This window comes from Streptomyces sp. MMG1533 (assembly GCF_001279775.1).
GTDB lineage: Bacteria > Actinomycetota > Actinomycetes > Streptomycetales > Streptomycetaceae > Streptomyces.
In genome coordinates this window covers 1-23359 of sequence record NZ_LGDG01000014.1, presented here as the reverse complement: position 1 = coordinate 23359, position 23359 = coordinate 1, and the positions used below count along the sequence as shown (strand labels likewise).

The following is a 23359-nucleotide window of genomic DNA, read 5'->3' as shown; positions in this document are numbered from 1 at the left end:
GTGAGCCCTGGACCGTCACGCTCGGCACCGGATCGGTCCGGACGATCGACGCGACGGCGCACCTCGTCTACCCGCTGGAACTCCGCCCGCCCGACGGCCGGGTCACCGACTTCCGTCTGCGTTACGACGTCATCGTCGAGGAACTGCTGACCCTTCTGGTGCCCGAGCAGCTCCAACGCGCGGTTGGCGACGACCTCGTTGGCGTTCATGTTCGTCGAGGTGCCCGCCCCACCCTGGACGACGTCCACCACGAACTGGTCGTGCAGTTTGCCGGCCTGATCTCCCGGCATGCCTCGACGATCGCGGCGGCCTTCCTCGGCTCCAGCAGCCCGAGTTCCTCGTTGGCGAGGGTGGCGGCCTCCTTGACCGCGGCCAGCGCGTCGATCAGATGCGGATAGGCAGAGATCGCAGTGCCCGTGATGGGGAAGTTCTCCGTGGCACGCAGGGTGTGAATCCCCCAGTACGCATCGACGGGGACGTCACGGTCGCCAAGCAGATCGTGTTCGCTGCGGGTGACGGCGGTCATGGCGGAGCGGACCCTCTCCATATGGTTCCAGCGAGGACGTATGGGGGGGGTGCGTCAACAGCCGCGAGGCCGGAAAGCCGCAGGGACCTCCCAGGACCGCTGCTTGGGAAGTCCCCGCGGCTTCGGCGCCGTCGGCATCGGCTCAGAGCAGCCGGTCCTTCGCCTTGTAGTAGGCGCCGCCGAACGGCAGGAACCAGGGTGTGCCGTTGTAGAAGGGGACGGGCACCTTCGAGAAGCCGAAGCCGCGCAGGGGGTTGGCCTCCGGCTTGCCGTCCATCATCTCGGCCACGGCCCGGCCCATGTACGTGGCCATCTGGACTCCGTGGCCGCAGTAACCCATGGAGTAGTACAGGCCGTTGACGTCACCGGCGTGCGGGACACGGTCCCAGGAGAAGCCGACCATGCCGCCCCAGACGTAGTCGATCCGCGTCCCGGCCAGCTGCGGGAAGATCTCCGTCATCTCCCGCTTCAGGATGTCGCCGCTCTTGATGTCGGAGGCCGGGTTGGAGGGGGCGAAGCGAGCACGGCCACCGAAGGCGAGGCGGTTGTCCGGGGTGAGGCGGACGTAGTGGCCGACGTTCTTGTGGGCTACCAGCAGGCGGCCGTTGGGGATGAGTTCCTTGGCGCGGGTCTCCCCCAGCGGCTCGGTGACGATGATGAAGCTGCCGACGTTGATCAGCCGCTTACGGAACCACGGCATCGACTTGTCGGTGTAGGCGTCCGTCGCCGCCATGACCTGCTGGGCACGGATGGTGCCGTTCATGGTCTCCACCAGGAAGCCGCCGCCCGGCAGGCGGGTGAGGCCGGTGGCGGCGTTGCGCTCGTGGATCTCCGCGCCGGCGCGCTCGGCGGCGTCTGCCAGGCCGCCGACGAACTTGCCCACGTGCAGGCCCGCACTGAGCGGGTCGAGCAGGGCACCGTGGTAGTAGTCCGTGCCGAGCTCGGCACGCAGTTCGCTCTTGCTCAGGACGACCGTCTCGTGGCCGAAGTTGTCGGCCAGATCGCGCTGCTTGGCCCGCAGGCCGTCGAAGTGCCCGGGCTTGCAGACCGCGCCGAGGCGCCCGGAGCGGTGGAAGTCGCAGTCGATGTTCTCGGTGCGGGTGAGCTCCTCGACGACGTCGACCGCCTCGCGGAAGGAGTCGTACAGCTCACGGGCCCGCTCCTGCCCGTAGCGCTTGCGCGCCTCGGCGGGGCTGATGGTGATGCCCTGGGTGCACATGCTGCCGTTGCGCCCGGAGGCGCCCGAGCCCACCTTGTCCTTCTCGACCAGGACGACCCGGGCGCCCTTGCGGGCGGTGTGGTAGGCGGTGGACAGGCCGGTGAGACCGCCGCCGATCACCACCACGTCCGCCTCGTCGGGCAGGTCCTTTCCGGAACGGTCGGGCAGGGCTGGGGCTGTGTCCAGCCAGTAGGGGATCTGCTTCATGGCATGCGTCCTCTGCGTCTCGGTCTGTTTCGCCGTTGCGCCGTCGGTCAGCAGCCGAGGAGCTTCGGCAGGCCCGACAGGTCGGGCAGCTCGTCGTAGGGCTGGTAGTCGGCGCTGCCGGGGCGGCCGTAGCGGTTGATCCACACGCGGCGCTTCAGGCCGAGATCACGGGTCGGGATGTGGTCGTACTCCCAGCCCTGGGCGGTGTGGATGACCTGCGCCGGCTCGACGCCCATGGTCTTGAAGGCGTACTCGAAGGTCTGACGGTCCGGCTTGTAGGCACCGGCCTGCTGGGCGGTGATGACGTAGTCGAACTCGACGCCGATGTTCTCGACGTTCCGCGCGATCAGGTTGTCGTCGGTGTTGGAGATGATGGCGATCTCGTACTTGGTCTTCAGCTGGCGCAGCGCATCCGGGACCTCCGGGAAGGGACCGAAGGTGGGGACGGCCTCGACGAGGGCGTCACCGTCGGAGTCGCGGTACTCCAGGCCGTGCAGGCGCATGGCGTTGCGCAGGCTGGAGTGCAGGATCTCGTGGTAGGGGCGGTATGCCTCCAGGACGGCCTGGAACCGCATGACGCGGAAGTCGTCGAGGAACTCGTCGACATCCAGGTTGTCCAGATCCAGCCGGTCCTCGAGGACCTTCAGGGTCGTGGGACCGAGCTCGAAGTTGATCAGGGTCGCATAGGCGTCGAAGGTGACGATCTCTCGCATGGTGTTCGCCTCAGTCTCGCGGGTTTCCGGATTTTCCAGGGGGTGGGGGCTTCAGACGACGCGTTCCCCGGGGGTGACGATCGCGTCGAGTGCGGCCAGGTCGGCCGGGTCGGGGATCCAGTCGGCCGCCGCCGCGTTGGCGGTGACCTGTTCTGGGGTCATGGCGCCGCAGATGACGGAGCCGACGGCGGGGAGCGCGGCCAGTGCGCCCACGGCGACCTGGAGGACGGTGAGTCCTCGTTCGGCGCCGTACTCCGTGAGCGCCTCGACCTTGTCGAGGGCCGCGTCGGTGAGCCAGCCCTGCCGCCAGGACAGCCGGCTGCCGGCCGGGGGCTGCTCACCTCGCCGGTACTTTCCGCTGAGCAGGCCGTTGGCCAGCGGATAGTACGGCAGGAGGCCGACGCCGTGGCTGACGCAGGCGGGGACGAGGTCCGTCTCCACAGCGCGGTCGAGCAGGTGGTAGCGGGCCTGGACCGACACGAAGGCGTCCGTGAGGTCGTCGGCCGGCAGGTTGGAGCAGCCGATGTACCGGATCTTGCCCTCGTCCACCAGCTCCCGCAGGGCGGTGACGGTCTCTTCCAGCGGGGTCACGCCGTCCGGCTCGTGGTACTGGTACAGATCGATCCGGTCGGTGCCGAGTCGGCGCAGTGACGCCTCCACCGCGTTCCGGAGATAGGCACGTGCCCCGCGCGGACCGTACAGGTCCGCGTCCCGATCCATCTCCATGCCGAACTTGGTGGCCAGCACGACCTCGTCACGTCTGCCCTTGAGGGCCGCGCCCAGCAGCCGTTCACCGTCGCCGCGCGAGCCGCCCCGTTCTCCGGACCCGCCGTACATGTCGGCGGTGTCGAACAGCGTGATCCCCGCGTCGAGGGCGGCGTGGACGACGGCCTTCGTGCCGTCCTCGTCGAGACGGGCGCCGAAGTTGTTGCCGCCCACCCCGACCACCGAGACGGTTGGACCGCGCTCTCCGAGCGGGCGGTACCTCATGACCGGTTCCCGAACCCGATGCAGACGTTCTTCGTCTGCAGGTAGCTCGCCAGGCCTTCGAGGCCCTTCTCCCGGCCCCAGCCGCTGTGCTTGTAGCCGCCGAAGGGGAGTTCGACGCCGGTGCCGACGCCGGTGGCGTTGACGTAGACCTGGCCGGCCCGGATGCCCTCGGCTAGCCGCATCGCCTTGTCGATGTCACGGGTCCAGACGTAGGACGCGAGGCCGTACGGGCTGTCGTTGGCGATGTCCAGGGCCTCGTCGGCGTCGTCGAACTCGATGACGGTGACGACGGGTCCGAAGATCTCCTCGCGGGCGCACCGGGCGTCGTTGGTCAGGCCGGTGAGGACGGTCGGCTCGACGTAGTAGCCGTCGGCCAGGGCCGGGTCGGACGGCGCACCCCCGCCGGCCCGTGCCACGGCGCCCTCCTCGCGGGCCAGGTCCAGGTAGCCCAGCACCCGGTCGCGCTGTCTGGCGGCGACCAGCGGGCCGATGTCCGGGTCGCTGAGGCCCGGGCCGACGCGCAGTGCGGAGACGTGGGCGGCGAGCTTGTCGAGGAACTCCTCGGCGCCGCGCTGGAGCAGCAGCCGGGTGCCGGCCGAGCAGGTCTGCCCGGCGTTGCCGAACGCGGAGGCGGCGACGGCGGTCAGGGCCAGGTCGAAGTCGGCGTCGGCGAAGACGACGACCGGGGACTTGCCTCCCAGTTCCGTGACGGAGGGGACCACGTTGGCAGCGGCGGCCTGGGCGACCTTGATGCCGGTGGGCACCGAGCCGGTGAAGGTGACCTGGTTGATGTCCGGGTGGCCGGCGAGGGCAGCGCCGGTCTCGCCGTCACCGGGGACGACGTTCAGGACGCCCGGCGGAAGGCCGCACTCCAGGGCGATCCGTCCGATCTCCAACGGCGTGAGCGGCGCCTCCGGCGACGGCTTGAGCACCACGGTGCAGCCGGCAGCCAGCGCGGGGGCGGAACCCCTCGCGGTGTTCTGCAGGGGGTAGTTGAAGGGGATGATCTGGCCGGAGACACCGATCGGCTCGCGGACGGTGTAGTCGATGAGGCCGGGCCCGAGGGGGATCGTGGTGCCGCCGAGCTTGTCGGCGACGCCCGCGTAGAACTCGAAGTACCGGGCGGCGGCCTCGACGTCCGCCTTGGCCTGGCGCAGTGGCTTGCCGACGTCCTGGCTCTCCAGGCGGGCCAGCCGTTCGCCCTGGTAGCGGATGGCCTCCGCGATCCGGTAGAGGATGCGGCCCCGGTCGGCGGCGCGCATCCCGGCCCATTCGGGAGAGGTGAACGCCGCGCGTGCGGCAGCCACCGCCTGGTTCACGTCCGCCTCGCCGGCCAGGGCCACCTGGGCGATGGCCGTGCCGTTCGACGGGTCGAGGACGGTGAAGGAGCGTCCGTCGGCGGCGGGGACCTGCTTGCCGTCGATGAGCAGCTCTGTCAGCTGCGGTTCGCCGGTCATGGCCGAATCTCCCCCAACACCTCGCCGAAGATGACGACCTCGTCGCCGGGGCGGACGGTGCGGATCCGGCGGACCCAGAGCACGATGCCGTCCTGCGGAGCGGTGACCTCCTCCAGCGTGTTGCCGTAGTGATCGACGATGGTGGCGATCAGGTCGCCTTCCTTGCAGTTCTCCCCCGGCTCGGCGCGGGCGACGAAGAAGCCGCCGGCGGCGGAGCGGGCGAAGGTGCCGGAGACGGTGGTGTAGGTGTCCCGTAGCTCCGCCTCGCCGTCGGTCATGCCGAGGCTGCGCAGGACGTTGCGGATCGAGTTCATGTGCGTCTCGACATTGGCCTCGCGGTAGGTGCCGCCGCCGACCTCGATGGTGATGGCGGGCTTGCCGGCCGCGAGAGCGGGGTGGCGGACCGTGCCGCCCCACTTGCCGCCCTTCCAGACCAGCTCGTGACCGGCCGCCAGCGCCAGGCCGGTGGCCAGGTCCTCGTAGCCGCCCTGGAGGATGACCAGCGGGGCGATCTCGCCGTAGGCGCCGCCGGTGTGCAGGTCGACGACGGCGTCGACGGCCGGCACGACCTGCTCGACGAAGGTGGCGGCCAGCCGCTGGGAGTACGAGCCCTCCGCGTCGCCGGGGAAGATGCGGTTGAGGTTGAGGTGGTCGATGCCGCTGGCGCGGGCGGCCGCCTCGAAGGCGGGGGTGTTCATGCAGGGGATGCCGACGACGGTGCCGCGCAGGGTGGCCGGGTCGAGCTCGGCGAGCACGCGTCGGACGGCCTCCTGGCCGTCGTACTCGTCGCCGTGCACGCCCGCGTCCACACACAGGACCGGGCCGTCCTGCTCGCCGTTGACGACGATCAGCGGGATGCCGAGCTCCACGCCGTAGGTGCTGGTGCCGACCGGGATGAGGCCCTGGGCGCGCTCGCCGGGGGCGACGGTCAGCGAACCGATGGAGTACATGGGGTTCCTTTCCAAAAACGTGGATCAAAGGCGGGCGGACGCCTCGGCGAGGGTGCCGGCGACGATCGCGGCGATACCGTCGAGCAGAGCGCGGTCGCTGATCAGCGGGGGCGCGATCTGGACCAGCGGCGCGGAGCGGTTGTAGACACGGGCCAGCAGGCCGGCTTCACGCAGCCGGCGCGGGATCAGGTCGACGATCAGATCGGCCCGGGCGCGGTCGCTGAAGCCGCCGCCCTCGAGGTCGCCGACGAGTTCGCAGGAGTGGAAGAACCCGGCGCCGCGGACATCGCCGACGATTCTCAGGTCCGTGAGGGCCGCCATGCGGTTCGCCAGGTCGTCCTGGAGACCGCGGACGTTGTCCAGGATCCGGTCCCGCTCCATGATCTTCAGGTTGCGCAGGGCGATGGCCGCGCTCAGCGGGTGCCCGGCGAAGGTGTAACCGTGGTTGAGGACCGCGCCGGGCCGATTGATGACCTCCGCGACCTTGGTGCTCACCAGGGTGGCGCCCATCGGGGCGTATCCGGCGGTGATGCCCTTGGCGACGGTGACCATGTCCGGGCGGGCGCCGTAGCGGTCACCGCCGAACCACTCCCCGACCCGGCCGAAGGCCGTGATCACCTCGTCGGCGACGAGCAGGAAGCCGTACCGGTCGGCCAGCGCCCGCAGCCCTTGCCAGTACCCCTGGGGCGGGGTGATGCAGCCGCCGCGGTTCTGCACCGGCTCGGCGATCAGCATGGCGATCGTTTCCGGGCCCTCGGCCAGGATCTCGGCCTCCAGCTCGGCCAGCAGGTGTGCGGTGAAAGCGGTGTCGTCGGCGAACTGCGGTGCCAGACCGAAGCGGCTGGTGTTCGACACGAACCGGGTGTCGATCGCCGGCGGGCCGTACGGATCCGTCAGGCCTGGGTCGTCGGTGAGGGACAGGGCCCCGATGGTCAGGCCGTGGTAGGCGCCGCGCCGGGCGATCGCCTTGGTGCGGCCGGGCTGGCCGTTCAGGGCGTGGTAGCGGCGTGCGATCTTCCAGGCGGTCTCCACGGCTTCGGCGCCGCCGCCGCAGAAGAAGGTGTGCTCGATGTCGACGGGGGCGATCCGGGACAGCCGCTCGGCGAGTTCGATCGCCGTGGGGTGCGCGGAGCCGGTCCACAACGGGCTGTAGCAGAGCTCGCGCAGTTGCCTGTCCGCTGCCTCGGCGAACTCGGGGCCGTAGGAGTAGCCGAGCTGGCAGCAGTACAGCCCTGACAGGCCGTCGATGTAGCGCCTGCCGTCCGCGTCGTGGACGTACGGGCCCTCCCCCCGCTGGACGACGACGAGGTCCTCGCCCTCGGGGCCGAGCGAACCGTTGGGGGTCATGTGGAGCAGCAGGTGTCTGGCCGCCGAGGCGGACAGTTCACCGGCAGGACTGCGGCTACTGGTGATCACGACGCGGTCTCACTTCCCGCGCCGCGTCCCACTCCGGGCTCGGTGGGCAACAGTCCGTCCTGCTGGCCGGAGCCGCTGAGCCTGCGCACCACGGCGACCAGGGCGAGGGCCAGGACGGCGATCCCGATGAGGATCGCGCTGATCGCGGTCACGGACGGGTCGACGTCGTACTGAAGGACGTTGAACACCTGGACCGGCAGGGTCACGGTGTCGACGGAGGACAGGAACTGCGAGATGAAGAACTCGTCGAAGCTGGTGATGAAGGAGAAGATCGCGGCGGCGACCAGTCCGGGCATGGCCAGCGGGAAGGTGATGCGCCGGGCGACGGTGAGGCGGTTCGCGCCCATGCTGGCGGCCGCGTCCTCCAGCCGTTCGTCGATGCCCTTCAGCGTGGCCATGAGGATCATCACCGCGATCGGCGAGGCCAGCACGGTGTGGCCGAGGGCGATGGCGATCGGGCTTCCCAGCATCGCGGCCGGTTCGAAGAACAGGAACAGGCCGAGCGCGATGACCACTTGGGGGATCACCAGCGGGGCCAGGACCAGGCCGTAGACCGCCGTCCGTAGCGGCAGCTGGCTGCGGACCAGGGCCGTGGCCGCCGTCATGCCCAGGATGAGAGAGAAGACGGTGGTCAGGCAGGCCACGAGGACGCTGAGCGACAGTGCGGCCGGCCACTTGCTGTCGTCGGCGAACAGCACCTTGTACCAGTTGAGCGTCCAGGAGCTGGGCGGGAAGGAGCCGAAGGCGTCCTTGCCGAAGGAAGTGATGACGATGACGACGATCGGCAACACCAGGAACAGCAGGATCAGCGTGGACAGGACGGCCAGGGTGATGCGTCCGGCCAGGGTGGAGCGGAGCTCGGTCATGACGCCGTACCTCGATTCCGGTACGCCTCGCCCGCCGACTTCAGCACCCTGAGCAGCAGCAGTCCGGCGAAGGTGAGCAGCAGCAGGATGATGCCGAGCGCCGAGGCCCCGTTCCACTGGTCCTGCTTCATGACCTGTGTGTCGATCAGCGAGGCGACCATGGTCTGCTTCGGGCCGCCCATGAGGGCGGGGGTGATGTAGTAGCCGAGGCAGAGGATGAAGCAGAGGATGCCCGCGTTGACCAGACCGGGAGCGACCAGCGGGACGTAGACCCGGCGGAAGATGGTGATCCGACCGGCGCCCATGCTGGCCGCGGCGGCCATCAACCGGCGGTCGATGCCCTTCATGACCGCGTACAGCAGGAGCACGGTGTACGGCAGCATCACGGAGGTGGTGCCGATGACGACTCCCAGCTCGTTGTAGAGCAGTTGGAAGGGAGCACCGGGGACGTGAAGGCCCGTCAGGGCGTTGTTCACGACGCCGTGTTCACCGAGCAGGATGATCCAGCCGTAGGTGCGCACGAGGGCGCTGATGAAGTGCGGGACGACCACGACCACCATCACCAGGCCCGCCCACAGGGGCTTGAGCCGGGAGACCGCGGCGGCCAGGACGAAGCCGATGACCAGGCTGAGCAGCGAGGTCTCGGCGGAGATCCGCAGGGTGGTGAGAAGGATCTCCAGGTTGGCGCCCTGGAAGGCGTCGGTGTACCAGTGGAGGGTGAAGCCTCCGCTCTCGCCTTTGAGACTCAGCATCAGGATGCTGAAGATCGGATAGATGAAGAGGACCAGCAGGTACACGACGACGGGCGCGGCGTTGAGCAGTCCGAAGCGGGTGCGGCGTTCGGACAGCGCGCGGCTCAGACGTTTCTTGCCGGGCGCCGGGGCTGTGGAGACCGGTGCGGGAGCGAGCACGGCCATCGTCCTCACCCCCCGTCTTCCGCGTCGGGGAACACGCTGACGTTCGCGGCGTCCGCGGCGAGGTCCACGCGTGCGCCGAGGGCGGGCGCGCGGCCGGCGGGCAGTTCCAGCCGTACGAGGTCGGTGTCCGTGGCGCCGAGGGGGCGGACGGTGACCCTGACCAGGGTGCCGACGTAGGTGACCGTCTCGACGGTCCCGGTACAGAAGCCGTCGCCGGCAGGACACAGGAAGAGCCGGCCGGGCTGGACCGCGGCACGTACCCGTGCGCCGTCGGGGGCGGCACGCGGGCGTGCCTTGAGCAGGCCACCGGTGTCGAGCCGTACGAGCGTGTGGTCCGCGCTCTGTTCCTCGACGCGGCCGGGGAGGAAGTTGGCCGCGCCGAGGAAGTCGGCGACGAAGGGAGTGCGGGGGCGCTCGAAGAGCTCCTGCGGGGTGTCGAACTGGTCGATCCGCCCGTCCCGCATGACCGCGATGCGGTCGGACAGGACGAGGGCCTCTTCCTGGTCGTGCGTCACATAGATGACGGTGAGGCCGAGTTCCTGCTGGATGCGCTTGATCTCGGTCTGGAGCTGGTCGCGCAGCTTCTTGTCCAGGGCGCCGAGCGGCTCGTCCATGAGGATCACCGGGGGCCGGTACACCAGGGCCCGGCACAGGGCGACGCGCTGCTGCTGGCCGCCGGACAGCTCCCGCGGCCTGCGGCGGGCCATCTTCGACAGGCCTGCCATCTCCAGCGTCTCGCCGACCCTGCGCCGCTGCTCCGCCTTGGACACGCCGCGCAGTTGCAACGGGAAGGCGACGTTCTCCCACACGGTCATGTGCGGGAAGAGCAGGTACTGCTGGAAGACGAAGCCCAGTCCGCGCTTCTGCGGGGCCAGGCGGGTCACGTCGTTGCCGCCGACAACGATGCTGCCGGAGTCCGGCTCGCAGAATCCGGCGATCATCATCAGAGTGGTGGTCTTGCCGGAGCCGGAGGACCCCAGGAAGGTGACGAACTCGCCCGCCGCGATCTCCATGGAGACCTCGTCGACGGCCGTCACTCCCGAGTAAGTCTTGCGCAGTTGCCGGACGGACAGGGCTTTGCCGCTGCCGGCCAGCGCCGCGGGGGCGGCGAGCGACGGCTCGGGCATCACGTGGGTGTCAGGCATGCGTCCACTCCTGCCAGCGCTTGGCGACCGCCTCCTGGTTCTCGGCCCACCACTCGACATCCATGTCGAAGCCGGTCTTCAGGTGCTCGGGGGAACTGCCCAGGTTCGCGGCGGTGGTGGTGGAGAGCTTCTTGTAGGCGGCGGGCACCGACGGGGCCATCGGGTAGATCTCGGCGTAGGCCGCCTGCACCTCGGGGCGTAGCGCGAAGTCGATGAGCTGGTAGGCGGCGTCCAGATTGGCGGTGCCCTTGGCGATACCGAGGGCGTTGCTCTGCCTGCGGGCGCCGTTCCACTGGTAGGCGAGCGGGGAGCCCTGCTTGATCAGGGCGTCGAGGCGGCCGTGCCAGACGTCGGTGGCGACGACCTCCTTGCGGGCCAGCAGCACGCCGGGCAGGGCGCCGGTGTCCCAGTACTTCTTGATCGAACCCTTGATGTGGTCCAGGGACTTGAAGGCCCGGTCCACATCCAGGGGGTACAGCTTGTCCAGGGCCACCCCATCGGCGAGGAGGGCGAACTCCAGCACGGGACGGTCCGCGTCCAGGCCCTGGAGGGCGCGGTCGCCGGGGAAAGCCTCGGTGTCCCAGAAGTCGGCCCAGGAGGAAGGTTTCTTCCCGCCGAAGGCGTCGGTGCGGTACGCCATCACGCTGGCCCAGTAGTTCTTGCCAATGGCGTTCGAGGTGACCAGGGTCTTGGCAATGCCGGCGTTCTTGAAGTTCTTCAGCCGGTCGTAGTCCAGGGTTTCGGTCGCGCCCGCCTTCTTGAAGCGCAGGAAGTCGGACATGGAATCGTCGATGACGTCGAACTGCGGGCGGCCCTGCTGGATCTGGGCGAGCATCTGCGCGTACTGGATGTTCACCACCTCGATCCGGATCCCGGTCTCCTTGGTGAACGCGTCGTAGATGGCCGTCTTGTTGGCGTCGCCGTATGTGCCGCCGCTGTCGCGGACGACCAGCGTCTTGGAGCTCTTGCCACCACTGCCGGCGACGGACCGGCTGGTGCCGGTACCGCAGCCACTGAGGGCGGTCGCGGCGGCGACACCCGCCGTGACCCCGCCTATTCCGCGCAGGAACAGTCTGCGGTCGATCCGGGCATCTTTCATCGTGTGCCTCCTGGTGCTGCCGACCTTGGAAGGAGAGTGGCCGGGGAACGTGAGTGAAGAGCTGCTGGGGTGGGGGTCTAAAGGCGGGGGTCCGCCTCGTCGGATCCGACGCCCGTACCGGGGGTGCGGAGGGTGCCGGTTCGTGTGGCTGTGTCGGGGTCCCACGGGACGGCCAGGGCGGCCAGTTCGGCTCCGGGGGCGACGGTCAGACCGTGCATGCCGTAGAAGATCCGCCCGTCGGCCGGGGCGTGGACCGGGTGCTCCCGGCCGTCGGCCGGGTCGACGATGCGGCCGAGGACGTCGCCTTCCGCCACTTCGCCGATGACGTCGCCGGTAAAGGAGAACTCCGGGCACCACAGGCCGGTGGCCTCGGCCGTGACACCCGCGGACCAGACCCACTCGCGGATCGGGGCCGGGGCGGTGTCGTCCGGGTCGAGCACGCCGAGGTGGCGCAGCGCCCGGCACAGTCCCTCGACGCGGCGGCGGGCCGTGGCCGCGTCACGCCGCCCGAGTTCGCCCACCTCGACGAGCACCGCCGAGATGCCCCGGCGGGCGGCGGCCGCATGGCTGTTGCCGCCGTCGGGCTTCAGTCCGAGGATGACGTCCTCGATACCGAAGGACCCTGCCAGCGCGGCCGTCGCCTTGTCGAGGTCCGGGTCGCCGGTGAGGCGGTAGCCGACGAAGTCGCGCAGGACCTGGTCGATGCCGCCGCAGTGCAGGTCGACGTAGACGTCGGCGCCGTCGACCAGGTTCGCGAAGAGCCAGGCGGCCAGCCGCTCGGTGGGACCGCCGGCCGGGTCGCCGGGGAAGACGCGGTTGAGGTTCACGCCGTCGACCGGGGAGATGTTGAGCCGGCCCTGGTACACGGCGGGCGGGTTGGCGACGGGGCAGATGACTACCTGGCCGTGCACCTCGCCGGGTTCCAGCAGGTCCGCCAGCCGTACGGCGGCGTCGATGGGCGTGAACTCGCCGCCGTGGACGCCCGCGGTGACGACGACGCGGGGACCGGGGCGGGAGCCGTTGACCAGGGTCAGCGGGATGTCCACGGTGAGAGTGCCGAGGTCGGCCCGGACGGTGCCGCGAGCCTTGGTTCCCGGCCGGGCATCGAGGGAGCCGATGGCGAGGGTGGCGTCGTTCATGGTCATGCCTCCGTACGGCCGACGGTGGAGAGAAAGTCGATGGGCTGGGGCGAGGTGCCGTCCAGCGCCAGGTCGGCGGCGATGTCGCCGAAGGCGGGCGAGAGCTTGAAGCCGTGGCCGGAGAACCCGGCGAGCAGGATGACGTTCTCGGCGCCGGGCAGCGGGCCGACCAGCGGGCGGCTGCTCTCGGTGTAGCCCTCCATGTAGACGGAGAGCCGGGTCGGGTCAGGGTGCAGGTCCGGTATGTGACGCCCGATCAACTCGGAGAAGATGTCCAGCTCTTCCGGCCGCACCGTCCGGTCCAGCTGGTTCGGGTCGCCCGCCGGCTGGTGCAGGGCGCGGGAGAGGCCGAGCTTGACGGAGACGCCGTCCGGGGAGGGCAGGCCGTAGCAGTGGGTGGGCGCGGTACGGATGAACGCCGGGCGCTCCTCGCCGAACCAGGCGTCGGGGGTGGTGGGCACGTACCAGGCGCTCACGAGGCGGCGGATGTCCACCTCCCACGGCAGGTCGGGCAGCAGGTCGTTGACCCACGGTCCGGGGGTGACGACGGCGGTGTCGAAAAGCTCACTGCCGGAGTCGGTGCGGATCTCGACGCCGCCCGCGACGGGGACGATCTCGCGGACCGTGCTGTAGCGGTGGATCACCGCGCCCAACTGCTCGGCGCGGCGAGCGGCGGTCTGGATGGTCAGCTCAGGGCGGATGAAACCGGCGCGGCGGTCGAGCACGGCCGCGTCGCCGTCCTCGATGCGGTACTGGGGGAATCGTTTCGCCAGAAGCTCGACATCGAGCACCTCGTGGTCGAGACCGTGCTCCGCGATCGATTCGAGGACCGTGGCCATCTGCTGGTGCCCGGTCGGCCCCATCAGCAGACAGCCGGTCAGTCGGCGCAGCTCACGGCCGGTCTCCTGCTGAAGCCGCTCCCACAGGGCGTCCGCGTGCTTGAGCAGCGGCACATAGCGGGAGTCCTCGAAGTGCGCGCTGCGGAAGATCCGGGTCTCGCCGCCGGCGGCACTGCGATCGTGGCCCGGGGCGAAGCGGTCGTAGCCGACGACCTCGGCGCCACGGGCCGCCAGCCGCCAGGCGGCCTGGCTGCCCATCGTTCCGACGCCGACGACGGCGACGCGCTTCCTGGCAGCTGACACAGGACTTTCCTTTCGTATCGTCGGGGCGCATGCTGGGCGCCCCGACGTAGGGCTGATCGATTCGAGGCGGTTTGGGCGGGGGCCCGGGCCCTGCTTCGGGCCTACGGCTCACAGCCGCCGGGTCTCGCGATGCCGGCCCACTCGTTCGGGATCTCCCCGTCGGGGCCGTGCCACATTGTGGAATGCAGTGCTATAATCTGGCACGAGAATGACAGCGGCTCGAAGGGGAGTCAAGAGGATGTCCAGCAGAAATTCCGAGGATTAACGGGGGGAAACCGGATGGAAATGAAGAGCGTCACCAGGTCACTGCGCATCCTGGAAGCGGTCGCCCAGCATCAGCCGGTCACCGTCGGGGAGTTGACGAAACTCTTCGGACTTCCGAAGTCGACCGTCCAGCGCACCCTGGTCACCCTGGCCGAGGCAGGCTGGCTGCGCGCGAACCCACCACCCGCTGGGAGATCGGCGCCCGGGTACTGGCCGTACGACCCGCCGCCCTCCAGGGCTCCAGCCTGTTCGCCGCCGCCCGCGACCCCATGATCCGGCTCCGCGACACGGTGGACGAAACCATCCACCTGTCCGTGCCCGACGCGCTCCACTGCATGGTCGTGGTGGACCGCGTGGACTGCGACCACGCGGTACGGACCTTCCACGAGATCGGCGACACCTCACCCCTGCACGCCACCGCCGTGGGGCGCGCGACCCTCGCCCGGCTTCCGAAGCAGGACGTCGAGGAACTCATCGCGCGGGGCCTGGAGCGCTTCAGCGACGCAACCCCCGCCGACCCCGACGAACTGCGCGCCGAACTGGACCGGATCCGCACCGACGGTTACGCGATCAACCGGAACCAGTACCGGCCGGGCGTATGCGCACTCGCCGCACCCGTGCTCGACGAGAACGGCACACCGCTGGCAGCCGTGGCCGTCTCGATGCCCGACTCCCGGTACGACGCGGACCGGGAGCCCGAGTGGGGCGGCTTGGTCGTCGGCACGGCAGCGGAGATCAGCAGGCGCCTACTGGGCGCATGACAGAGGGGCGGTGGCCCAAGACGGCCCCGACCGGCGAGGGCCGGCTCGCACGCGTCGGAGCGTGCGGGCCGGCCCTCGCCGTATGCCAGAACGGCCGTCATGAGGGAGGGCGCCGAGCAGGGGCGACCGCTCCGCATGGGACGGGGTCAACGCACTCTCACCGCCCATCGCCGCTAAGGTCATCGGACCCTTCCCCTATGCCATATGGTGGAACGCCATGCTAAAATCCGGCACGGATCATGCTCAGGCTCCGGAGGGGAGTCAACAGATGCGCACGACGAAGACACACGACTGACGGGGGCACCGGATGGAAATGAAGAGCGTCACCAGGTCACTGCGCATCCTGGAGGCGGTCGCCCAGCATCAGCCAGTCACCGTCGGGGAATTGACGAAGCTCTTCGGACTTCCGAAGTCGACCGTCCAGCGCACCCTGGTCACCCTCAACGAGGCGGGCTGGCTCCGGGCCAACCGCAAGGACACCACCCGCTGGGAGATCGGCACCACCCGCTGGGAGATCGGCGCCCGGGTACTGGCCGTACGACCCGCCGCCCTCCAGGGCTCCAGCCTGTTCGCCGCCGCCCGCGACCCCATGATCCGCCTCCGAGACACGGTGAACGAGACCATCCATCTCTCGGTGCCCGACGCGCTGCACAGCATGGTCGTCGTCGACCGCGTCGACTGCGACCACGCCGTACGGACCTTCCACACCATCGGCGACACCTCACCTCTGCACGCCACGGCCGCCGGACACGCGATCCTCGCCCATCTCCCGCATCCCGCGGTCGACGAGTTCGCATCGGGCACGTTCGAGGGGTACGGCGAGGAGACCATCACCGACCCCAAGGAGCTGCGCACAGAGCTCCAGCGGGTCCGGGAGCGTGGCTACGCCGTCAACCACAACCAGTACCTCAAGGGGGTCTGCGCCATCGCGGCCCCCGTCCTGGACGGTGACGGCGTCCCGCTGGCCGCCGTGGCAATCTCCCTGCCCGACTCCCGCTTCGAGCCCCGCCGACTCGCCGAGCTGGGGCGACTCGTGACCGAGACGGCGGCGGAGATCACCGCCCGCCACCTGCGCTGAAGGCGGAAGCTTCGGGCACGGGGTGGCCCGCGCGGTGCGCGATGGGGCGTTTGTCAGGACAGGAGCGCCGCCGTCACCGCACGGGCACCGCCAGGTACTGGTACTCCAGGAACTCCTCGATCCCCACCCGGCCGCCCTCGCGACCCAGCCCGGACTGCTTGACCCCGCCGAAGGGGGCGGCCGGGTTGGAGACGAGGCCGGTGTTGAGGCCCACCATGCCGACCTCCAGACGCTCGCTGACCCGCAGGGCGCGGTCCAGGCCCTCGGTGAAGACGTAGCCGACGAGGCCCCAGGGGGTGTCGTTGGCCCGGCGGATCACCTCGTCCTCGTCGTCGAAGGTGAGGATCGCCGCGACCGGGCCGAAGATCTCCGTGTCCATCAGGCGGCTGTCGGAGGCGACGTCCGCGAGCACGGTCGGCGGGTAGAAGCAGCCCGGTCCCTCGGGCGTACGGCCGCCGACGAGCACCCGGGCACCGCGCTCCACCGCGTCGGCGACCAGGTCCTCGACCTTGGCCCGGCCGGTCCGGTCGATCAGCGGGCCGACGTCGACGCCGTCCCGGGTTCCGGGGCCCACGACCAGCGCGCCCATGCGCTCGGCCAGACGCCGCCCGAACTCCTCCGCCACGGAGCTGTGGACGAAGAAGCGGTTGGCGGCGGTGCAGGCCTCGCCCATGTTGCGCATCTTGGCGACCATCGCACCGTCGACCGCCTTGTCCAGGTCGGCGTCCTCGAAGACGATGAACGGCGCGTTCCCGCCCAGCTCCATTGAGGTTCGCACGACCGCCTCCGCGCACTGGGCGAGCAGCAGGCGTCCGACGTTGGTGGAGCCGGTGAAGGAGAGCTTGCGAATCCGCCCGCCGCGCAGGAGCGGTTCGCACACCTCCCCCGCACGGGAGGTGGTGACGACGTTCAGCACGCCGTCCGGCAGACCGGCCTCCTTGAGGATCCCGGCGAGGGCAAGGCTGGACAGCGGGGTCTGCGGGGCAGGCTTGAGGATCATCGTGCAGCCGGCCGCGATCGCCGGGCCGACCTTGCGGGTGCCCAGCGGGTGCCCATGGCCAGCGGGAAGTTCCAGGGGGTGATCAGCAGACAGGGGCCGACCGGGCGGCGGGAGAGCAGCATGCGGTTGCGGCCGTCGGGCAGGACACCGTTGCCGCCCTCGATGCGCACGGCCTCCTCGGAGAACCAGCGGAAGAACTCCGCCGCGTACGCCACCTCTCCCCTGGCCTCGGCCAGGGGCTTGCCCATCTCGGCCGTCATCAGGTGGGCCAGCTCGTCGGTGCGCTCGACGATGATCTCGTACGCCCGGCGCAGGATCTCGCTGCGGACCCGGGGCGCCGTACGGGCCCACTCCTCCTGCGCCCGGACGGCCGCCTCCTCCGCGCGCTGGGCGTCCTTGGCGCCGGCGTCGGCGACGTGGCAGAGGACCTCACCGGTCGCCGGGTCGTCCACGGGCATGGTGGCGCCGTCCGCGGCGTCCGCCCACGCCCCGCCGATGAACAACTGCGTGGGTGTGTCGGTCATGGGGTTCCTCCTGGTTGATCGGCGGTGGGGTCGAGCAGTTCCGCAAGGTGCAGGGCCCGGATGCCCCGGTCACCGGCGAGGTGGTCGATCTGGGTGGCGCAGCTGAAACCGTCGGCCACCACGACCGTCGGCATGGCCCCCTCGATGGCGTGGATGCCGTCGAGGCGTGGCTTCAGTGCCAGGTCGGCGACGGCCATCGAGGTGTCGTAGTGCTGCTCTTCGAAGCCGAAGTTCCCGGCGAGTCCGCAGCAGCCTTCGGCCTCGTCGACCTTCCGTACGCCGAGGCGGCCGAGCAGGTCGCGGGGGTGGCGGCCCTTGAAGGTGGCGTACTCGTGGCAGTGGGTCTGCAGGACGACTTGGGCCGGCAGCTCCGGCGGGGTCCAGTCCGGCGCGGCCAGGTCGGTCAGGGCGCCGGTGAGGGTGTGGACGCGGGCCGCGACGCGCTGGGCGGCGTCCGTGCCGAGCAGTTCGGGCACGTCACGCTTGAGGGCGGCGGCACAGCTGGGTTCGGCCACGATGATGGGCCGGTCGTCGCCGTTGTCCAGGTGGGCGACCGTACGGGCCATGATGCGGCGGGCGGTGGACAGCTGCCCGGTGCTGACCCAGGTCAGGCCACAGCACAGGCCGTCCTTGGCCGTGCAGGGGATGCCGGCGTCGGCGAGCACGCGGCTCGCGGCGCCCGCCACCTCGGGGCGGAAGGCGCGAGTGAAGCTGTCGACGAAGAGCAGGGCCTTCGCCGGTTCGCCGGTCTTCGCGCCGCGCAGGGCCTTGCGGAGCGCGTGCCGGGAGGCGAAGGCCGGGATCCGGCGCTTCGTGGTCACGCCGCCGAGCCGGGCGAGCAGCTTGCCGACCGGTCCGCGCAGCAGCGCGTTGATCGGGCGGGCGGCGAATCCGGCGAGGGCCGAGGTCAGCGGCAGCCAGCCCAGCGAGTAGTGGGAGCGGGGCCGGATCCTGCCCTTGTAGTGCTGGTGCAGGAACTCCGCCTTGTACGTGGCCATGTCGACGCCGACCGGGCAGTCGCTGGAGCACGCCTTGCAGGACAGACACAGGTCGAGGGCGTCGCGCACCTCCGTCGACCGCCACCCGTCCTGGACGAGATCGCCCCGCACCATCTCCTGGAGCAGCCGGGCCCGGCCCCGGGTCGAGTCGGTCTCGTCCCCGGTGGCCCGGTAGCTGGGACACATCACGCCGCCCGCGTCGCTGCGGCAGCGGCCGACGCCGACGCAGCGGCCTACCGCGCCGGCGAAGCCGTCCTCGTCGTGCGGGAAGGAGAAGAGGCTCTCGACGGGCAGCACGTCGGCGGGCGTGTGCAGCGCGAGGTCGGCGTCGAGTCGGGCCGGGGCCACGATGACGCCGGGGTTGAGCAGCCCCTCGGGGTCGAAGATCTCCTTGAAGGCGGCGAACGTCTGGATCATCCGGTGGCTGTACATGACCGCCAGCAGCTCACCGCGAGCCCGCCCGTCCCCGTGCTCGCCCGACAGCGAGCCGCCGTGCGAGACCACGAGCGCGGCCGCCTCGCCGAGAAAGCGGCGGGTCGCGGCCCGGCCGGCGTCCGTGGCGAGGTCGAAGTCGATGCGCACGTGCACACAGCCCGCGCCGAAGTGGCCGTACAGCACCCCGGTCAGGCCGTGGGAGGCCAGCAGCTTGCGGAAGTCCCGCAGGTAGGCGGCCAGGTCCTCGGGCGCGACCGCCGCGTCCTCCCATCCCGGCCACGACTCCCCGCCGTCCACCAGGCGGGCGGCGAGCCCGGCCCCGTCCTCGCGGACCCGCCACAGCGAACGACGTTCGGCAGGGCTCTGCACGACCCGTCCGCCGGTCATCCGGCCCTGGGCCCTGAGCACGTCGAGCAGTTCGGCGGCACGGGCGTCGACCGCCGCCTGGTCGTCACCGTCGAGTTCGACGTACAGCCAGGCCCGCCCCTCGGGCAGTCCTGTCACCGAGGCCGGGCCGCGACGGGCGCGCATGGTGGCGACGATGGCCTCGTCCATGCCCTCCACGGCGGTGGGGTTCCAGCGCAGGATTTCGGCGACGTCCTCGGCGGCGTCGACGACGTCGTCGTAGCCGAGCGTCAGGAGTGTGGAAGCCTGTGCGGTGGCCACCAGGCGGACCGTCGCGGCGGTGACGACCGCACAGGAGCCTTCGGTGCCCACCAGAGCGCGGGCCAGGTCGAAGCCGTGCTCGGGCAACAGGTGGTGCAGTTGGTAGCCGGAGACCTGACGGGGAACGCGGCCCAGCTCGGTGCGGATCGGCGCCAGGTTGGCGCCGATCAGGCCTCGGATGTCCGCTGTGTGGCGGGCGAGCCGACGGACCGCCTCCGTGTCGTTCGGGTCGGCCGCGTGCAGGCCCGAGCCGTCGGCGACGGCGCGCACGCCGTCGGCCGTCACGATCTCCAGCGCCTCGATGTGCGTACTGGTACGCCCGTGCCGCACCGACCGGTTTCCGCACGCGTCATTGCCGATCATGCCGCCGAGGGTGCAGCGGCTGTGCGAGGAGGGGTCGGGGCCGAAGGTGAGTCCGTGCGGGGTGCCCGCGTCGCGCAGCGCGTCCAGGATCACCCCGGCCTCGACTCGCGCGGTGCGTGCCACCGGGTCGATGTCCAGGATCCGGTTCATGTACCGGGAGAAGTCCAGGACCACACCCGGCCCGACCGCGTTGCCGGCCATGCTCGTGCCGCCGCCGCGCGCGGTGATGGGCACGCCCGCCTCCCGGCAGGCCCGCACCACCGCGACCACGTCGTCGGCGCTGCGGGGGAACACCACGGCCCTCGGCGGGACCCGGTAGTTGGAGGCGTCGTAGGCGTAGGGACCGGTGGAGCCCGGGCCGGTCTCCACTCGCAGGCCGGGAGCGGTCTCGGTGAGCCGGGCGACCAGCGGCTCCAGGCCCGTGGTGTTGCCCGTCATCGCCGTGCCGCTCCTGATGTGCCGGTCGCCACCGCGGCCGCCCACGCCTGGAGGCCCTCGTCCACCGCCGTCTCGTCGATGACGAGCGCCGGGATCATCCGTACGACCTGGTTCCATGCGCCGCACAGCAGCAGGAGCAGGCCCTCGTCGACGGCCACGCGGGCGGCGGTCTCCGGGTCGGGGCCGCCGTCCTCGGTGACGAACTCGGTGGCCAGCATCAGCCCGAGTCCGCGCACGTCCCCGATGGCCGGCGTGCGGTCGGCCACCGACTCCAGGCCGTGCCGCAGCCGCTTGCCCATCGCCTCGGCGTTCTCGACGAGCTTCTCGTCCCGTACGACGTCGAGGGTGGCGACGGCCGCCGCGCAGGCCACGGCGTTGGCGCCGTACGTGCCGCCCTGCGAGCCCGGCCACGCCTTGGCCATCAGCTCCTCGGAGGCGGCGATGCCGGACAGCGGGAAGCCGCTGGCCAGGCCCTTGGCGGTGACGAGGATGTCCGGGGTGACGCCGAAGTGGTCGTGGCCCCAGAAGCGGCCGGTGCGGCCGACGCCGGTCTGCACCTCGTCGAGGATGAGGAGGAAGCCGTGGCGGTCCGCACGCTCCCGCAGTCCTTCCATGAAGGCGCGGGTGGCGGGCACGTAGCCGCCCTCCCCGAGCACCGGCTCGACGATGATCGCGGCCGTGTCGGCGGGCGAGGAGATCGTCTGGAGGGTGTAGTCGAGCTCCTGGAGAGCGAAGCGGGTCGCGGTCTCCTCGTCCCAGCCGTAGCGATAGGCCGACGGGAACGGGGTGACGACCACACCGCTCATCAGCGGGGAGAAGCCGGACCGGAAGCGGGTGCCGGACGTCGTCATGGAGGCGGCGGCCACCGTACGGCCGTGGAAGCCGCCGTGGCAGACGATGACGTTGGGGCGGCCGGTGGCCTGACGGGCCAGCCGCAGCGCCGCCTCGACCGCCTCACTGCCGGAGTTGGTGAAGAACAGGCTGTCCAGCCCGGCCGGCAGCACTTCGCCCAGCTTCTCGACGAGCTGCCGCAGCGGCTGGTGCATGACCGTCGTGTACTGGCCGTGCACCAGCGTGCCCACCTGCTCCTGCGCCGCCGCCACGACCTTCGGGTGGCAGTGCCCAGTGCTGGTGACGCCGATGCCGGCGGTGAAGTCGAGGTGTCCTCGCCGTAGAGGTGGACGCCCTCGCCCCGGACCGCCACCACGGGCGTGGCCTGGCGAAGGTGCGGCGACAGTGCGGTCATGTTCGTCTCCCGGCCTCGGTGTTCGGTCTGCTGCGGTATCCCGAGCATCTCCGCGGACCAGGGGTGCGCCAACGTGCGATCTGTCCGGTCGGGCCGCGACATCCGGACGCTGTGTCAGCCTCATCGGGGGCATGCCGGGTGTCGATCGCTCACGGACCGCTCTTGCACAGGTCAGCCATGCTTGTCACAGTGGCCGGACACTCCCGGGCGATGAGCCGTGCTCGAGCGAGGGACCCGATGGAGAGACCGTGAACGACAACCACCCGGCCGGCCATGGGCAGACCCGCGCGCTCACCGTCGCCGACGTCCTGGCCCTTCCCGTCCTGGCCGCCGGACAGCCCCAGGTCGTCGCCGCTCGGCCAAGTCCCACGCGTATTCCCGTCGCCCTCTCAGCGGCGGTACGCGAAGACGAGTAGACATTGACCCCAGCGTCAAGGCAAGCCGATGCATGACGCCTGTGGGCGCAGGCGTGGCCGGTCAGCCGTTGGGCGCGGGCGTCTTGGTGGACCGCGGTGGTGCGGGCAATGGGATGGTCCTCAACTCGGTCGCAGCGCCTGGGGTGTGGGCATGCCGTCCCAGGACACGGAACCACCGGTGCCGCAGGGTGTCCGCCGCTGCCCCCGCAAGATCGGCTGCCCGCTTCCGTGCCAACCCGACCCGCCGTGCCCATCGTGTGAATCGCCTCCGAACGCCATCGGCTCATGAAGCTGGCTTACGGCCACAGGACACCGCACCAGGCGCGACAGCGCGCCAGCGTCGTGCTGCCGGCGGCACGCGGCCGGGCCAACGCCGCCCGGATAGCCCCCGAAGTGCACGTGCATGTGGATACGGTGCGTTCTTGGCGCTGCCGGTTCGCCGACGGCGGACTGCCGGCCCTGGCCGACCGTGAACGCTCCGGGCGTCCCGCCCGCTTCACCTCCGTACAGGTCGCCGGGGCCAAGGCCCTGGCCTGCCAACTCCCCGCCGAGACCGGCACGCCCTCGTCGCGCCGGTCCTGCCCGGAACTGGCCGACGAACTGACCGTGCGCGGGATCACCGGCACCGTCTCAACGTCCACCGTGCGCCGCTGGCTACACCAGGACACGCTCGAGTCCTGGCAGCACCGGTCCTGCCTCTTCATCCGCGCCCCGGACTTCCGCGCCAAGGCCCAGCAGACACTGGACCTGTACGCCCGCACTTTCGAGGGCATCCTGCTCAACCCCGACGAGTACGTCATCTCCAGCGACGAGAAGACCTCCATCCAGGCCCGCTGCCGCTGCCGCCCGACGCTCGCCCCGGGCCAGGCCCGGGCGATGCGCGTCAGTCACGAGTACGGCCGCGGCGGCGCCCTGGCCTGCTAGGCCGCCTACGACGTCCGCCGCGCGACAGTCTTCGGCCGCTGCGAGCCGAAGACCGGCATTGTGCCGTTCATGAGCCTGGTCGAGCAGGTCATGACCCAAGAGCCCTACGCCGGCGCGAAACGCGTCTTCTGGATCGTCGACAACGGCTCCTCCCACCGCAGCCAAAGATCCATCGACCGTCTGGCCGCTGCGCGCTGCGCGCTACATAGCGTTCACCTTCAATCCATTGCAACGAACAATTGGCCGTCGTTGCGTTAACGTCGAAGACGATTGCAACACTTTTCCGGCGCTCACCTGCAGTGATGATGGATAGACGCAACGAATACGTTGAAGGATTCTTGAATGCAACGTAGCGTTTCCAGCATCAGAAACAACGAGCCGCAGGAGAACACCATGCAGAAGTTCGACACCCCCGCCCCGGTCTCCGCCGTCCTCGACATCCCCGCGGGACGCATCCGGT

The 23359-nt window shown here is 70.5% G+C and carries 19 protein-coding genes and 3 pseudogenes; 6 read left to right on the top strand and 16 right to left on the bottom strand.

Translation table 11 applies throughout. The annotated features are described in order from the left end of the window. Positions 1-146: 146 nt before the first annotated feature. The 13 genes and pseudogenes from ADK57_RS46815 to solA form a co-directional block, all read right to left on the bottom strand. Positions 147-526 (bottom strand): annotated as a pseudogene (locus ADK57_RS46815) (lyase family protein); the annotation flags it as partial. 142 nt (positions 527-668) lie between these two features. Next, positions 669-1952 (bottom strand): NAD(P)/FAD-dependent oxidoreductase, encoded by a 1284-nt coding sequence (locus tag ADK57_RS03480; protein WP_053747834.1) that lies wholly within the window; start codon positions 1950-1952, stop codon positions 669-671. A 47-nt stretch (positions 1953-1999) separates the two neighbouring features. Then, on the bottom strand, positions 2000-2665 hold the full coding sequence (locus ADK57_RS03475; protein ID WP_053747833.1) for a haloacid dehalogenase type II: 666 nt from the start codon (positions 2663-2665) through the stop codon (positions 2000-2002). A 51-nt stretch (positions 2666-2716) separates the two neighbouring features. Next, entirely contained in the window at positions 2717-3655 is a 939-nt protein-coding gene (locus ADK57_RS03470; RefSeq protein WP_053747832.1) for an aldo/keto reductase, read from the bottom strand. After that, positions 3652-5112 carry an aldehyde dehydrogenase family protein gene (locus ADK57_RS03465; protein WP_053747831.1) on the bottom strand — a complete coding sequence of 487 codons (1461 nt, stop codon included), beginning with the start codon at positions 5110-5112 and terminating at the stop codon, positions 3652-3654. Before ADK57_RS03465 ends, ADK57_RS03470 begins: the two co-directional genes overlap by 4 nt. Continuing rightward, entirely contained in the window at positions 5109-6062 is a 954-nt protein-coding gene (locus ADK57_RS03460) for a succinylglutamate desuccinylase/aspartoacylase family protein (RefSeq protein ID WP_053747830.1), read from the bottom strand. The genes ADK57_RS03465 and ADK57_RS03460 overlap by 4 nt, the downstream gene beginning before the upstream one ends. A gap of 24 nt (positions 6063-6086) precedes the next feature. Further along, positions 6087-7478, bottom strand: coding sequence for an aminotransferase class III-fold pyridoxal phosphate-dependent enzyme (locus tag ADK57_RS03455; protein ID WP_053747829.1), 1392 nt, complete (start codon positions 7476-7478; stop codon positions 6087-6089). Further along, complete coding sequence (locus ADK57_RS03450; RefSeq protein WP_053747828.1) at positions 7475-8344, bottom strand: ABC transporter permease; 870 nt, start codon at positions 8342-8344, stop codon at positions 7475-7477. The genes ADK57_RS03455 and ADK57_RS03450 overlap by 4 nt, the downstream gene beginning before the upstream one ends. Then, positions 8341-9261, bottom strand: coding sequence for an ABC transporter permease (locus tag ADK57_RS03445; protein ID WP_053747841.1), 921 nt, complete (start codon positions 9259-9261; stop codon positions 8341-8343). The genes ADK57_RS03450 and ADK57_RS03445 overlap by 4 nt, the downstream gene beginning before the upstream one ends. Positions 9262-9266: 5 nt before the next feature. Next, entirely contained in the window at positions 9267-10406 is a 1140-nt protein-coding gene (locus tag ADK57_RS03440) for an ABC transporter ATP-binding protein (RefSeq protein ID WP_053747827.1), read from the bottom strand. Beyond that, the gene (locus ADK57_RS03435) at positions 10399-11505 is read right to left on the bottom strand and encodes an ABC transporter substrate-binding protein (RefSeq protein WP_053747826.1); all 1107 of its coding nucleotides are present in this window, start codon (positions 11503-11505) and stop codon (positions 10399-10401) included. The genes ADK57_RS03440 and ADK57_RS03435 overlap by 8 nt, the downstream gene beginning before the upstream one ends. A gap of 77 nt (positions 11506-11582) precedes the next feature. Then, complete coding sequence (locus ADK57_RS03430; RefSeq protein WP_234389950.1) at positions 11583-12644, bottom strand: succinylglutamate desuccinylase/aspartoacylase family protein; 1062 nt, start codon at positions 12642-12644, stop codon at positions 11583-11585. Positions 12645-12646: 2 nt separating this feature from the next. Next, the gene (solA, locus tag ADK57_RS03425) at positions 12647-13786 is read right to left on the bottom strand and encodes an N-methyl-L-tryptophan oxidase (RefSeq protein WP_053747824.1); all 1140 of its coding nucleotides are present in this window, start codon (positions 13784-13786) and stop codon (positions 12647-12649) included. 279 nt (positions 13787-14065) lie between these two features. Here solA and ADK57_RS50820 point away from each other — a divergent pair, with 279 nt between their 5' ends. From ADK57_RS50820 to ADK57_RS03415, 3 genes are all read left to right on the top strand, one after another. After that, complete coding sequence (locus ADK57_RS50820; protein ID WP_234389948.1) at positions 14066-14323, top strand: helix-turn-helix domain-containing protein; 258 nt, start codon at positions 14066-14068, stop codon at positions 14321-14323. Beyond that, on the top strand, positions 14320-14811 hold the full coding sequence (locus tag ADK57_RS03420) for an IclR family transcriptional regulator (protein ID WP_234389946.1): 492 nt from the start codon (positions 14320-14322) through the stop codon (positions 14809-14811). Before ADK57_RS50820 ends, ADK57_RS03420 begins: the two co-directional genes overlap by 4 nt. Before the next feature lie 313 nt (positions 14812-15124). Then, the gene (locus tag ADK57_RS03415) at positions 15125-15889 is read left to right on the top strand and encodes an IclR family transcriptional regulator (RefSeq protein ID WP_053747823.1); all 765 of its coding nucleotides are present in this window, start codon (positions 15125-15127) and stop codon (positions 15887-15889) included. Positions 15890-15962: 73 nt separating this feature from the next. On the opposite strand, the pseudogene ADK57_RS03410 reads toward ADK57_RS03415, so the two are convergent. From ADK57_RS03410 to ADK57_RS03400, 3 genes and pseudogenes are all read right to left on the bottom strand, one after another. Then, a pseudogene (locus ADK57_RS03410) lies at positions 15963-17413 on the bottom strand (NAD-dependent succinate-semialdehyde dehydrogenase). After that, positions 17410-20313 carry an FAD-binding and (Fe-S)-binding domain-containing protein gene (locus ADK57_RS03405; RefSeq protein WP_053747840.1) on the bottom strand — a complete coding sequence of 968 codons (2904 nt, stop codon included), beginning with the start codon at positions 20311-20313 and terminating at the stop codon, positions 17410-17412. The pseudogene ADK57_RS03410 and the gene ADK57_RS03405 overlap by 4 nt, the downstream one beginning before the upstream one ends. Next, positions 20310-21559: pseudogene (locus ADK57_RS03400) on the bottom strand (aspartate aminotransferase family protein). The gene ADK57_RS03405 and the pseudogene ADK57_RS03400 overlap by 4 nt, the downstream one beginning before the upstream one ends. A gap of 248 nt (positions 21560-21807) precedes the next feature. On the opposite strand from ADK57_RS03400, the gene ADK57_RS49765 reads away from it, so the two are divergent. The 3 genes from ADK57_RS49765 (at position 21808) to ADK57_RS50815 (ending at position 23157) form a co-directional block, all read left to right on the top strand. Beyond that, entirely contained in the window at positions 21808-21975 is a 168-nt protein-coding gene (locus ADK57_RS49765; protein ID WP_159050006.1) for a hypothetical protein, read from the top strand. A 285-nt stretch (positions 21976-22260) separates the two neighbouring features. Then, entirely contained in the window at positions 22261-22899 is a 639-nt protein-coding gene (locus tag ADK57_RS03395; RefSeq protein ID WP_234389944.1) for a helix-turn-helix domain-containing protein, read from the top strand. A 69-nt stretch (positions 22900-22968) separates the two neighbouring features. After that, positions 22969-23157 carry a hypothetical protein gene (locus tag ADK57_RS50815; protein ID WP_234389943.1) on the top strand — a complete coding sequence of 63 codons (189 nt, stop codon included), beginning with the start codon at positions 22969-22971 and terminating at the stop codon, positions 23155-23157. Positions 23158-23359 lie beyond the last annotated feature (202 nt).